The organism is Streptomyces sp. NPDC059477, from assembly GCF_042749375.1.
GTDB lineage: Bacteria > Actinomycetota > Actinomycetes > Streptomycetales > Streptomycetaceae > Streptomyces.
The window spans coordinates 21,786-31,708 of record NZ_JBHYUG010000101.1 but is presented as its reverse complement, the minus strand read 5'-3'; the positions used below and the strand labels follow the sequence as shown (position 1 = coordinate 31,708).

Annotated in this window: 19 protein-coding genes; 2 read left to right on the top strand and 17 right to left on the bottom strand. The window is 72.3% G+C overall.

Features of this window, described 5'->3' with window-relative positions:
- Positions 1 to 36: 36 nt before the first annotated feature.
- The 9 genes from ACFXAZ_RS33375 to ACFXAZ_RS33335 form a co-directional block, all read right to left on the bottom strand.
- A complete protein-coding gene (locus tag ACFXAZ_RS33375) occupies positions 37 to 243 on the bottom strand; it encodes a hypothetical protein (protein ID WP_384598755.1) in 207 nt (68 codons plus the stop codon).
- 67 nt (positions 244 to 310) lie between these two features.
- Positions 311 to 895: a hypothetical protein gene (locus ACFXAZ_RS33370; RefSeq protein WP_384598754.1), complete on the bottom strand. Its 585-nt coding sequence runs from the start codon at positions 893 to 895 to the stop codon at positions 311 to 313.
- 19 nt (positions 896 to 914) lie between these two features.
- Positions 915 to 1,607, bottom strand: coding sequence for a PP2C family serine/threonine-protein phosphatase (locus tag ACFXAZ_RS33365; RefSeq protein WP_384598752.1), 693 nt, complete (start codon positions 1,605 to 1,607; stop codon positions 915 to 917).
- 66 nt (positions 1,608 to 1,673) lie between these two features.
- Complete coding sequence (locus ACFXAZ_RS33360; RefSeq protein WP_384598750.1) at positions 1,674 to 2,468, bottom strand: hypothetical protein; 795 nt, start codon at positions 2,466 to 2,468, stop codon at positions 1,674 to 1,676.
- Between the two features lie 203 nt (positions 2,469 to 2,671).
- Positions 2,672 to 3,058, bottom strand: a complete 387-nt coding sequence (locus ACFXAZ_RS33355) for a hypothetical protein (RefSeq protein ID WP_384598748.1) — start codon at positions 3,056 to 3,058, stop codon at positions 2,672 to 2,674.
- A gap of 150 nt (positions 3,059 to 3,208) precedes the next feature.
- Positions 3,209 to 3,424: a hypothetical protein gene (locus ACFXAZ_RS33350; protein ID WP_384598746.1), complete on the bottom strand. Its 216-nt coding sequence runs from the start codon at positions 3,422 to 3,424 to the stop codon at positions 3,209 to 3,211.
- Between the two features lie 44 nt (positions 3,425 to 3,468).
- Positions 3,469 to 4,146: a hypothetical protein gene (locus tag ACFXAZ_RS33345; RefSeq protein WP_384598744.1), complete on the bottom strand. Its 678-nt coding sequence runs from the start codon at positions 4,144 to 4,146 to the stop codon at positions 3,469 to 3,471.
- A gap of 68 nt (positions 4,147 to 4,214) precedes the next feature.
- Positions 4,215 to 4,766, bottom strand: a complete 552-nt coding sequence (locus ACFXAZ_RS33340) for a hypothetical protein (protein WP_384598742.1) — start codon at positions 4,764 to 4,766, stop codon at positions 4,215 to 4,217.
- 190 nt (positions 4,767 to 4,956) lie between these two features.
- On the bottom strand, positions 4,957 to 5,154 hold the full coding sequence (locus tag ACFXAZ_RS33335; protein ID WP_384598740.1) for a hypothetical protein: 198 nt from the start codon (positions 5,152 to 5,154) through the stop codon (positions 4,957 to 4,959).
- A 65-nt stretch (positions 5,155 to 5,219) separates the two neighbouring features.
- Between ACFXAZ_RS33335 and ACFXAZ_RS33330 the strand changes: the two genes are divergently transcribed.
- Both ACFXAZ_RS33330 and ACFXAZ_RS33325 read left to right on the top strand, forming a co-directional pair.
- Positions 5,220 to 5,552 carry a DUF6233 domain-containing protein gene (locus ACFXAZ_RS33330; protein WP_384598738.1) on the top strand — a complete coding sequence of 111 codons (333 nt, stop codon included), beginning with the start codon at positions 5,220 to 5,222 and terminating at the stop codon, positions 5,550 to 5,552.
- 43 nt (positions 5,553 to 5,595) lie between these two features.
- Positions 5,596 to 5,811 (top strand): hypothetical protein, encoded by a 216-nt coding sequence (locus ACFXAZ_RS33325; RefSeq protein WP_384598736.1) that lies wholly within the window; start codon positions 5,596 to 5,598, stop codon positions 5,809 to 5,811.
- 113 nt (positions 5,812 to 5,924) lie between these two features.
- Here ACFXAZ_RS33325 and ACFXAZ_RS33320 read toward each other — a convergent pair whose 3' ends face one another.
- The 8 genes from ACFXAZ_RS33320 to ssb all read right to left on the bottom strand — a co-directional run bounded on the left by ACFXAZ_RS33320 (position 5,925) and on the right by ssb (position 9,922).
- A complete protein-coding gene (locus ACFXAZ_RS33320; protein WP_384598734.1) occupies positions 5,925 to 6,620 on the bottom strand; it encodes a hypothetical protein in 696 nt (231 codons plus the stop codon).
- Between the two features lie 99 nt (positions 6,621 to 6,719).
- On the bottom strand, positions 6,720 to 7,226 hold the full coding sequence (locus ACFXAZ_RS33315) for a hypothetical protein (protein ID WP_384598732.1): 507 nt from the start codon (positions 7,224 to 7,226) through the stop codon (positions 6,720 to 6,722).
- Complete coding sequence (locus ACFXAZ_RS33310; protein WP_384598730.1) at positions 7,223 to 7,609, bottom strand: DUF6915 family protein; 387 nt, start codon at positions 7,607 to 7,609, stop codon at positions 7,223 to 7,225. Before ACFXAZ_RS33310 ends, ACFXAZ_RS33315 begins: the two co-directional genes overlap by 4 nt.
- Positions 7,606 to 8,307 carry a hypothetical protein gene (locus tag ACFXAZ_RS33305; RefSeq protein ID WP_384598728.1) on the bottom strand — a complete coding sequence of 234 codons (702 nt, stop codon included), beginning with the start codon at positions 8,305 to 8,307 and terminating at the stop codon, positions 7,606 to 7,608. The genes ACFXAZ_RS33310 and ACFXAZ_RS33305 overlap by 4 nt, the downstream gene beginning before the upstream one ends.
- An 85-nt stretch (positions 8,308 to 8,392) precedes the next feature.
- Positions 8,393 to 8,629 (bottom strand): hypothetical protein, encoded by a 237-nt coding sequence (locus ACFXAZ_RS33300; RefSeq protein WP_384598726.1) that lies wholly within the window; start codon positions 8,627 to 8,629, stop codon positions 8,393 to 8,395.
- Positions 8,622 to 9,206, bottom strand: coding sequence for a hypothetical protein (locus ACFXAZ_RS33295; RefSeq protein WP_384598724.1), 585 nt, complete (start codon positions 9,204 to 9,206; stop codon positions 8,622 to 8,624). The genes ACFXAZ_RS33300 and ACFXAZ_RS33295 overlap by 8 nt, the downstream gene beginning before the upstream one ends.
- 58 nt (positions 9,207 to 9,264) lie before the next feature.
- The gene (locus tag ACFXAZ_RS33290) at positions 9,265 to 9,438 is read right to left on the bottom strand and encodes a hypothetical protein (RefSeq protein WP_384598723.1); all 174 of its coding nucleotides are present in this window, start codon (positions 9,436 to 9,438) and stop codon (positions 9,265 to 9,267) included.
- A 1-nt stretch (position 9,439) separates the two neighbouring features.
- Positions 9,440 to 9,922 carry a single-stranded DNA-binding protein gene (ssb, locus tag ACFXAZ_RS33285; protein ID WP_384598721.1) on the bottom strand — a complete coding sequence of 161 codons (483 nt, stop codon included), beginning with the start codon at positions 9,920 to 9,922 and terminating at the stop codon, positions 9,440 to 9,442.
- Between the last annotated feature and the right edge of the window lies 1 nt (position 9,923).

The following is a 9,923-nucleotide window of genomic DNA, read 5'->3' as shown; positions in this document are numbered from 1 at the left end:
GGGGCGGCCCGCTGGCCGCCCCCTTGACGCCGCCGCTCAGGCGCGCTCGAACCGCACCAACTCGCCGCCATCCACGACAGCGACCACCTTGGACCCCACCAGGTCCTCGCGGGCGATACCGGTCTCGCGCACCAACTTGTCGACAGGCACCCGCTCCGGGTCGGTGTGGTCCCGGTGCGGAGTAGTGATCTCGGCCTGGTCGCCGAAGAGCAGCAGTACCTTCGCGTCCACTCGCTCGGTCATGTTGATGATCCTTCCATGATGGGGGTGAGCCGGACTAGGAGCCTGGCCCAGGGCGAGGTGTGAGGGGTCAGTTTCCGGGGCGTCGGGGCGCGGCCGGTGCAGCGGCGCTCTCGGCCGCGCGCCCCGGCGGGAGTGGCATGTGAGACCGCTGGTCCGCGCCCGGCGCCGCCGCCGATCCGTGGACGTACGCCACGCCTGTGTCCCTCAGGGTGGTGTGGGTGTCGCGGCTCTCGTCACGGGCGGCCTCCAGCTGGGCCTCCACGTCGTCGGCGAACCGCCGGGCCTCGACCGGGCCGAGGGGGACGTCGCTGAGCGAGATCGCCGACCAGGACGCATCCCGGGCGGCAGCGATCAGCGCCGGGTCGTTCGTGAGGAGCACGAGGTGGTCGCGGGCTATGGTCACCTCGCTTCGGGCGCGGTAGCGGTCGGCGCGGGCCTCGGGGGTCTCCTGTTCGCCGTCGCGGATGACCTCGATCTGGAGCCAGAACCGTTCCCGGTAGGTGAGCGCTGCCGCGAGCAGCGCGCGGACGGCGTCGGCGACCTGGAGGCGGTGCTGCTCCTGGCGGGCGCTTCGGGCGGTCCAGTGCTGGGTGACGCCGGCGAGGGCGCCGCCGGCGAGGGTGCCGAGTACGGCGATGATGGTGGGCCACATGGGTGGGGTGCGCTCCCTGTCAGGCGGTAGTGGCGGGGCGGTGGATGACGACGGCGGTGGCGTCGTCGCGGTAGCCGGTCTCGTCCGGCTGGGCGGCGGCCACGAGTGCGTCGGCGAGGGCCTGGGGGTCGTGGGCGTGTTCGCGCACCAGGTCCTCCAGAACCTGGTGTGGGGTCTGGTCGTGCACGCCGTCGCTGGTGAGGATGACGAGCGGTTCGGTGACCTCGATCTCGCTGACGGTGGCGATCGTGGCGGTGGCGAGGGAGACACGGATCCAGGCGCCGTACGCCTGGGTGACGTCGACCGGCGGCCCGAACTGCTCCACCCATCGGGCCATGGTCTGGTCGGTGGTGTTCAGGGTCAGGGCGCTGCCGTTCCAGCTGTAGGCGCGGCAGTCGCCGACCCAGGCGACGCGGATGCCGTCGGCGTAGACGCGGGCGACGACACCGACGGCGTTGGCCTCGTCGCCGGTGGGGCCGGGGTCGGCGACGAGAAGGCCGGCACCGAGGATGCCCTGGACGGCGCCGCGGTGGGCGGCGTAGCGGGCGGCCACCTCGGCGAGGAGCGGCGCGGTGCGGCTGGTGTGGGGGCCGTGGCCTATGCCGTCGATCACGGCGGCGCCCACGCTGCCGTCGGCCATCTCGTAGACCGTGGCCGAGTCGGCGTTGTCCTTGGCGGTGCCTTCGCGGGTGGCGTAGCCGGACGTGATCATGCGGAAGTCCTCTCGTGGGTGGTGTGTTGCGGCGTCCAGGAAGTTCCTGGCGTGCTTGTGGTGCGGCTATGCGCTGATCGCGACGGGCGCGGCCGGGAGCTGTGCGAGGCGCGGCTCGTGCCGCTCCACCTCGGCGCGGAGCCGCCCCCGCAACATGCCGTCGGAGAGATCATCGAATCCGGCCGCGATGAGGGCCGCGCGCATCGTCTTCGTGCCCGGCCGGGTGGGCGGCACGGTGTCGTAGAGCGGGCGGATCACGGCGCACCGAGGGTCGGCGTACACGATCGGCGTCGGGGCGGCTGGCACGATCGGCAGCCGACGGGCGCCAGCGGGGACGGCCTGGAACCACACGATCGCGGGCGGCACGGCGGCGTGCGCGGGCGGGATGACGGGGGTCGCCACCGGCTGCGCCCCGGCGATAACGGGCGTCACGCGCACGGGTGTCGCCGCGAGATGCAGCAGATGGCCCAGGACCAGGGGCGGGACGCAGGAAACGGACACGACCAGCCACACGGGCGGGCGCGGGTCGGCACTCCAGTGCCCCGTCACGAACAGGTGGGACACGGGCTGCGCGCTCATCGCGGTCGCGAGGGACAGCCACGCTCCGGCCACTGCGGACTTCTTCCCGGGAGCGCCCTTGGGCCGCTTCGAGGCGACGGCCGAAGCGATGCCGGCGTACGCGGCGAGGACTCCGGCCATGCCCCAGGCGAGGGTGTCGGACCATCCGGCGAGGCGGCCGAGGTGATGTTCACCGGGGGCGCACATGATCATGACCCATACGGCGACGGCCGGTCGGCCGGCGTCGGTGAGCCAGGCGACCCAGCGCGGGGTGGGGGTGTCGTACGTGGTGGGGGGCGCCATAGGCTGTGCCGTAGCCATCTCGGAGCGTCATCTCCTGGTGGTCAGAGCCTCGGCGGACGCTGCAATCGTCCGTGCCGGGGCTCGATCTATTTCGGAGGTGACGCCCTACGGGGGGCATCTGCCGTCCATCACGGTACCGTGCGGGCGGGCGGGGTTCTACGGGTTCAGCGATGACGGGCGACGACGGGCGTCGCGCGGGATATCTACGGGAAGTCGCGCCAGCTCTCGGGGTAGTCCGGGCGTACTTCGCGGATCTCCTGCCATGCGGCATCCGTCTCAGCGGTACGCCACTGCTCTGCTTCCTTGGAGGCCCGCCGCGACTGATCCAGGGCGGTCCGTTTGTCCTGCGTCACGGGGGCGGGCCGGTGCCGATAGAGGAAAGCGCCATCGTCCACGCGGCGAGGCCAGCCGAGTTCCAGGAGCGGCTCGTACTCCGCCTTCTCCACCAGGGAGACGTCGAGTGAGTCGGCCAGCAGATCGGTGACCGGCGGGGTGACGGCGATCAGGTAGAGCGGCGGCGGCTCGTCGTCGGGGATTGTGAGGGTGCGGCCGTCTGCGGGGCCGCGGATGAACTGGATGGTGATGGTCACGGGAGCCCTTTCGGTAGCGGCCCGTCTCGCTGCATCACGTGGGAGGGTTCGGGCGCCGGGCGCGGATCTCTCCACAGAGAGAGGAGCAGATCCAGGCGCCGGCGACCGCGATGGTCAGCGTGATCAGGACGCCGACGAGGAACGGGATGATCACGTGGGGGTTCCGGTGCGCCGCGCTGCCAGGACGTAGGCGCCTGCCCCGAAGCCGTGCTCGGCAGCGGCGCGCGTGTCCTCCCGCAGCCGTCTGAAGGCTTCACCCATGGGTCGCAGCACCTCCACCGGGATGACGGGCACGCGCGGGCCGGGGTAGTGGCGGTCGAGCTGGCGGAGGGCGCGCTCGCGGCTGGGGTACGGGCGGTAGGCCATGGGCGGCAGGATGCCACGGGGGCGCGGTCCGGCCGACCTCCGCGTCAACTCGACGCCCCGGCCCGCTCCTGCTGCGCGCGGTCGCGCCGCCACTCCCGGCACCCCGTTCCCCTGCAGCCAGGGCGCGGCACCTCCGCCCGGGAGTCCCCCCGGTACCCGCCGCCCGTACCGCACCGAGGGTCATCCTGCCCCAGCACACACAGCGCCCACCCCGCCTCGTCCAACTGCTGGGCGAAGTCTGCGTCCCAGGCCGCCCGACCGTAGACCCGGCCTGGCGTCACCCCCACCTCGGCGGCGGCTTCGGCGACGGGCGTGGCGCCCCGGATCAGGGCCACGAGCAGGAGCCGCTTATCCGTAGGGAACGTCTCCTCGGCGAGGGCCCTTCGCCGCATCAGGCTGTCGGCGTTGTGCGCGCGGGTGCATACCTTGCACCGGCAGCCGACCCGGTACAGCGTGGCAGGGCTGTACTGCCCGTGGTCGTACGCCACACGGACTGGCCGGCGGGCGAGGCGCAGTAGCTGTGCGCCGGTCCATGTGCGGACGCGGCCACCGCGCCGGTGGGGTTTCATGCTGCTGCCGGGGAGCCAGCCGTAGTCGGCCATGCCGGAGACGCTGGAGACGGCCATCTCCATCAGGTCGGCGATCTGCCGGACGGTGTACGGCCGGGCGGGGTCGATGCAGTCTGCGTACTCCGCGAGGGGGTGGGGTCGGGCTGTAGGCATGTCACCTTCTGTGGGTGGGGTCAGGGCTGTGGTGGGCCATCGAGGAGCGGGCGCCGAGGCGTCCGTGCCTACTCGCCATCGTCCGCGCCTGCTGTCCGGGCCGTCTCCGGAGCCGGATGGAGCCGGTCCAGGGGCCCGAGGAAGCGCTGGACATCGACCGGTGCGGTGTCGGAAGTCTTGCTCCGCCGCTTCGGGGCGGTGCTCGCCGGGGGCGTGGGCGCCCCTTCGTCCCCTGTGCCCTTGTGCGGGCAGGCCCTCAGCTTGTCCTCCAGCATGTGCCACTGGCGCCCGCAGAACTTGCACTCCACCCACCAGCGCACACCCTCCTCGCCAGGGTGCGGCTCCAGGGCCCGCAGATTCTTCGTGGCCAGCTTCGGCGTCCGCAGGGAGACGAGCCAGTCGCGGTACGCCTTGTCGGCAGCGGCCTCGTCGCGTTGCTGCCGCTCCCGCGCCTTGTGCTCGCAGGGCTTCATCTTGTGGTCCGGGCGTAGCCGCTGCGGCTCGCCGCACTCGGTGCACTCCATGAGCCAGCGGATGTTGACCTTGCCGGGATACGGCTCCAGGGGGCGGTAGCCGTTGGTTTCGATGCGGTCGAGTGCCATGGGCTCGCTCCGGCTCACGCGCTTCGCTCCTTGCGTTCGGTTGTGGTGCGGGAATGGCCTCTGCGGGACGGCGATTGGCGAGACCGCGTCGTCGGGGCCGTTTGCGATCCACCCCCACTCGCATGGGGCCGAGATGCCCAACAGAGGCGACAGTAGCGGACGGCGGCCCGTGCTGTCAGGAAGTCATGAGACCTGGCGACGGTCACCATCACGCCTCGGTGGGCCAGTCCGTCAGCGTCTCGCCGGTCGCCTCATCCACGAGGGTGATCCGCGCGCCGGGCCGTCCGCCGTACTCCCCGATCCAGGCGACGGCCTTCTGGCGGGCGGTCGTCTCGTCTGCCCACCAGCCGTGCTGTACCGGCTCGCCGTCGACGGCGAGCAGCAGGTGGTAGTGCTCGGGATCCACCCGGCCAGGGTGCTCCGTCGTACCTGCTGGCGCGACAGGACCGTCTTAGACTTAGACTCGAACATGTGTCCGACTTGCCGCCCGATCTGCCGCGTCTCCGCACCCTGGAGACCTGGCTCGTCTACAGCCTGGACCGCGTGCGGCGGCAGATCGCTGACCTGGAGCGCCGCGAGGCCGAGCGTCAGCGTGGGGAGCGGCGTCGGCTGCCGCCCCCGGACTGGCTGGTAGATCCCGGCCCGAGTGGGGTCCCCCCGCCCACCGTCCACGCGGGCGAATGCTGGGCCATGTCGAAGCAGGCGGTCCGGGCCAGTCGGGCCGCCGCTCTCCAGGCTCTGACCGAGGGCGCCGAGGCGTGCACGGTCTGCCGCCCGGACACCGCCCTCGGGATCATGGAGTGATCGCCCAGGTGCGCGCGGGTAAGGCCCGGCTGATCCTGGACGCATGACGTCCGCGACGCCCGTGGTGATCTACCCGCCCGACGAGGGTGGCGGCCGGCGCGTGCGCGTCGCGGAGCGGATCCTCGGCCGCGCCTACTCGACCAGCGACGTGGCGCGGCTGCTCCAGGAGGTCGGGCTCCAGAGCTGGGACGAGATGGATGTGGTGCGGTCCGCGCTGATCGAGTGGCGCGGCGGCGGACCCGGGGTCTGGACGCGCTGAGCCGCCAGGCGTACGGTCGATGGCTCACCCGGGGAGGCTTGTCGGCCCTCCGCCCCATGGGGTGCGGGGCGGAGGGCCGCTCGCTGTTGAACGGGCCGCGCCTCCCGGACCCGTCACGCGGCCCCGGCGCTGCGCTCCGTCCAGGTTCGGCCGCAGTCCTCGCACCGTACGACCGGCGGTGCCCCGTCCCCGCCCTCCACCACCAACTGGCCCCCGCACGGGACCGGGCACGGGTGTGGCACGGCTTCGCGCCGCCGCTGCTCCCCGAGCGCGCGCCGAAGCAGCGTCGCCCCCATCGTGGCCACCCGCGCGACGGCCTCCCGCTCCCCGTCGTCCAGCGCCCGGAACGGGCCAGGCACGGAGCGGAGGCGGAGCGCCAGCCACTCGGCCGCCGTCGGGGCGTCCCGCTGCTGGCCGGTGTACCGCCAGCGGCGCGGGTCGGCGGCGTCGCGCGCGGCGATGAGCGCGACCTGGCGGTGGACGTCGTCGCTCCAGCCGCGCCCCGTCGCCGCGGTGACGGCCGGCCGCTGCACGCGCTCGGCGAGCCAGTCCGCGGTGGTGATGAGCCCGGTCTCGATGGTCGTCATGACGTCCAGCACGTCCACGTCGACCGGGGCGGGCCGGGGGCCGGGGGCGTCCGGCGCGGTGTCGGCGCGCTCGGCGGCGTGCTCCTGGCGCTCCTCCTCGGACATGAGGCGGGTGATGCCCATGGCGGGCGGCCAGCTGGTGACGGGGCGCTGGCCGGCGGACGCGCGGAGGGTGGGCCAGCGTTCGGTGATGGTGTCGAGATCGTCGGCTGGGGTGGCCACGGTGCTGCTCCTCGGGTGTGCGGGGCGGTACGGTGATCAGCACCTGGGGGCGTGCGCCTGGTCCGGCAAGACGTTGTGGCGCACGCCCCTTCGCCGTGCTCAGTCGTGGCCGTAGAACTTGACCTCGATGCCGTCGCCGCGGACGCTCACCTCGGCGTGGTCGCCGAAGGCGTCCAGCAAGACGTGCTCGAAGTGCCCGCCCTCGATCGCCTTCTCCAGCGCCTTGCACCGGTCGTACCGGGCGCGGTCCGGACCCTCGTAGACCTCGCTGACGACGACCCGCCGCTTCGTGACCGGGTCGACGTCGCCCCACTCCGTGGTGACCTTGCCGAGAGTGCGGTGCCCCCACATCTCCAGCTCGTCCTCGTCGGCGCCCTCGTCCACGGTGGTGCGGACCCAGGTGCCATGGGCGCTGAAGGTGCAGGGGTCGCCGTCGTTGAAGTACGGGGTGTACTGCCGCCACCCGAACTCCACGATGGTCGGGTCATCGAGGACAGCCTGGAGGATCGGCTGGAGTTCCCCGATCGGCCTCTGCTCGACGCGTCCGGCGCCGGGGGTGATGTCGCCCTGGACAGGGATGCCGAGGAAGTTCTTGCGGTCGGTCACTGGTCTGCTCCGGTCGGCTGGTTGAGGAGAAGGTGAGAGAGCGGGACGGTCTTGCGCTGTGAGCCGGACATCCACGGGGCGATGGGCATGCCGCCGATGTAGTCCGCCGGGGAGGGGAGCCAGCCGAGGTCTTCGAGGACGTGCTGCTCGGCGATGAGCCGGACGGGGACCTGCACGGTGGTCCGCTGCTTGGGGACGTCGAGGGTGACGCCGAAGATCCGCTGGCACAGCCAGGTGCCCTCGGTGTGGTGGTAGAGGGAGCGGTGGCGGACGTCGCCGATGATCCGTTTCGAGCTGTCGATGAACTCGTGGATGGGCAGGTAGAGGTTGGGGGTGCCGCCCCATTTGCGGGCGCTGCTCTGGGCGTGGTGCCAGGAGTTCACGGCGTGCCTCCCTTCGCGGGCGCGGCCGGGGCGGCAGGCCCGGGGCAGATGAACGGCCAGGGCGGGTTGGTGTTCGCGCAGGCGGGGCAGTCCTCCGCGTTGGCCCGGCCGCCGATGTGCTGCACCTCAGCCCCAGCAGCGGGCGCAGCCAGGACGACAGGCTGGCAGGTGACGAGCGCCAGTTCGGTGCTCAGCCGGTCGGTGCGCGGCAGTTCGAACGGGGTACGGGCGCAGCAGGGAGTGAGGACGGACCCGGCGGGCGGGCAGCCGTGCACAACCTCTCGCTTCTCCGCGTCCTTCGCGGGCTGGGCCGGGGCGGCAGGCAGGGCGGCGACAGTCTTCGAGATCCACGCCACCCACTCCCGGATTCGCTGCGCCCCGGCCGCGCCGAAGAGTTCGGCGTCCCCGAGGCCGATGAGCATCGTCGGGCCGATGGCGTCGGCGATGGCCTGGGTGCGTGCTTCCAGCGTCTTGGTGTCGGGCCGCTCCGGCGCGGCAACGCTGGCGACAGGGGACTGGTCCGGCCACTTGACCCTCGCCCCGTGGTAGCCCGCGAGCAACTGCTCCAGCGAGGGAGCAGCAGACCCGAACCCGAACTCCGAGTCGTCCTCCACGAGCGCGCGCCCGGACGGGAACACCGCGCCATCGATGACCTCGCCACCGCGCAGGTGCAGCTTGAACCCGAGGGTGAACGTCACGACTTCCTCCAGATGGCTTCGGACCAGTGAGCGAGCGGGAAGCCGGCCACGACCACGACCAGGACGACGAACGCGATGACGTCGATCACGGGGTTCCCTCCCAGGCGGCGAGCCGCTCGCTCGCCTCGGAGTGCGCCTTCGTGAGGTGCTCGTGGTCGCGGAGCAGGGTCTGAAGGGCGTTCCAGCAGCGCGCGGCCAGCTGATACAGCTCCCGCTCGGTGTCCGTGTCGAAGTGCCCGGCGGCCGGGTTGATGCCGGTGGTGAACGTCATCGCGCGGATCTCGTCCAGCCGCGCGGGGCTGATCTGCTCCAGCTCAGACATCGCTCGCCTCCCCCGTGACGGGCGTCGCCGACCCGTCACCAACAAGCCCCTCCAGCACCAGGAGCCGGACGTGATGCCGGAGCCGCTCGTACTTCTCATCCGAGCCGTGCCCGTCCCACTGCGCCCGCGAGTCCTCCGGGCCGACGGCCGTCACGTGCTCGAAGAAGCGCACGTCGGTGGGGGCAATGTGCCAGGACATCTGCCAGCCGCCAGCCACCACGTAGAGCAGCGCCCAGCCCGCCTCGGAAAGGTCGCGGGCGGGGGTGATGACGGCCGTCGACGGGTGCAGGGCGGTCAGCCAGGCGAGGAGCTGCGCCCGCTCCCGGTACGCGCCATCCCGCTCGCGGGTACGGTCCTCGGCCTCCAGCACCTTGCTGTTGAAGGCGCGGACGGCGGTGTCGCGCTCGTCAGCGTGGGTCTCCGAGTGGCGCTTCCACCGCGCGGCCTCTTCTCGGGCGGCGGCAAGTTCGAGGGCCTGGCGGTCGACCAGAGCGGCGGCCTCCATCGCACGGGCGTACGCGGGCCGAACCGGTGCCGGGCGCGGGTTTCTGCGGCGGAGCCAGGTGGTGATGGACATGGGTTCCTCCGGTGTGGTGCCGGGGGTGGGGCCCTGCGTGGGGCCCCTGTCCGTGGGGTTACTGCGGCTGTACGGGCAGGGAGTCGAGAGCGTCACCGACGTCGCGGGCGAGCGTCCGCCAGCGGGCGGCCAGAGTGGGCACCGTGGGCTCCTTGGCGTCGGCGGCCGTCAGGAGAGCTTCGACGATTTCGGATAGGTCGTCGGTGCTGGCCAGTCGTACAAGCAGGGCCATTTCAGAACGGGGGCTCAGTGGGGCCGCCGGTGGCCCAGGGGTCGTCCTGGGGCGGGGTCTGGCGCTGCTGGGGCTGGGAGCGCTGCTGGGCGGCTGGGCGCTGCCCGCCGGGGGTCGGCTGGCTGGCGGCGTCCTTCGAGACGGTGGCGGTGGCGAAGGCGAGGTTCGGCGCGATGGAGCGGATGATGAGTGCCGGCCGCTCGTGCTTCTGGCCGTCCTTCTCCCAGCGCTCGGTGCGGACCTCGCCGGTGACGAGGACTTCCACGCCCTTGGCCAGGCTCTCGGTGGCGTTCTCGGCGAGGCGGTCCCAGACGGTGCCCCGGATGTAGAAGGTGTCGCCGTCCTCCCACTGCTGGGTCTGCTGGTTGAGGCGGCGGGAGTTGAAGGCGAGCGCGATGCTGGCGACGGCCTTCCCGGACTGGGTGAAGCGGAGTTCGGGGTCCGCGGTGAGGCGACCGACGCCGGTCAGGGTGGGCAGAGACAAG

Bases quoted from the DNA above. Each gene is read 5' to 3' on its own strand.
- ACFXAZ_RS33375 (WP_384598755.1), bottom strand. From the start codon at position 243: ATGACCGAGCGAGTGGACGCGAAGGTACTGCTGCTCTTCGGCGACCAG.
- ACFXAZ_RS33370 (WP_384598754.1), bottom strand. From the start codon at position 895: ATGTGGCCCACCATCATCGCCGTACTCGGCACCCTCGCCGGCGGCGCC.
- ACFXAZ_RS33365 (WP_384598752.1), bottom strand. From the start codon at position 1,607: ATGATCACGTCCGGCTACGCCACCCGCGAAGGCACCGCCAAGGACAAC.
- ACFXAZ_RS33360 (WP_384598750.1), bottom strand. From the start codon at position 2,468: ATGGCGCCCCCCACCACGTACGACACCCCCACCCCGCGCTGGGTCGCC.
- ACFXAZ_RS33350 (WP_384598746.1), bottom strand. From the start codon at position 3,424: ATGGCCTACCGCCCGTACCCCAGCCGCGAGCGCGCCCTCCGCCAGCTC.
- ACFXAZ_RS33345 (WP_384598744.1), bottom strand. From the start codon at position 4,146: ATGCCTACAGCCCGACCCCACCCCCTCGCGGAGTACGCAGACTGCATC.
- ACFXAZ_RS33325 (WP_384598736.1), top strand. From the start codon at position 5,596: ATGACGTCCGCGACGCCCGTGGTGATCTACCCGCCCGACGAGGGTGGC.
- ACFXAZ_RS33300 (WP_384598726.1), bottom strand. From the start codon at position 8,629: ATGTCTGAGCTGGAGCAGATCAGCCCCGCGCGGCTGGACGAGATCCGC.
- ACFXAZ_RS33295 (WP_384598724.1), bottom strand. From the start codon at position 9,206: ATGTCCATCACCACCTGGCTCCGCCGCAGAAACCCGCGCCCGGCACCG.
- ACFXAZ_RS33290 (WP_384598723.1), bottom strand. From the start codon at position 9,438: ATGGCCCTGCTTGTACGACTGGCCAGCACCGACGACCTATCCGAAATC.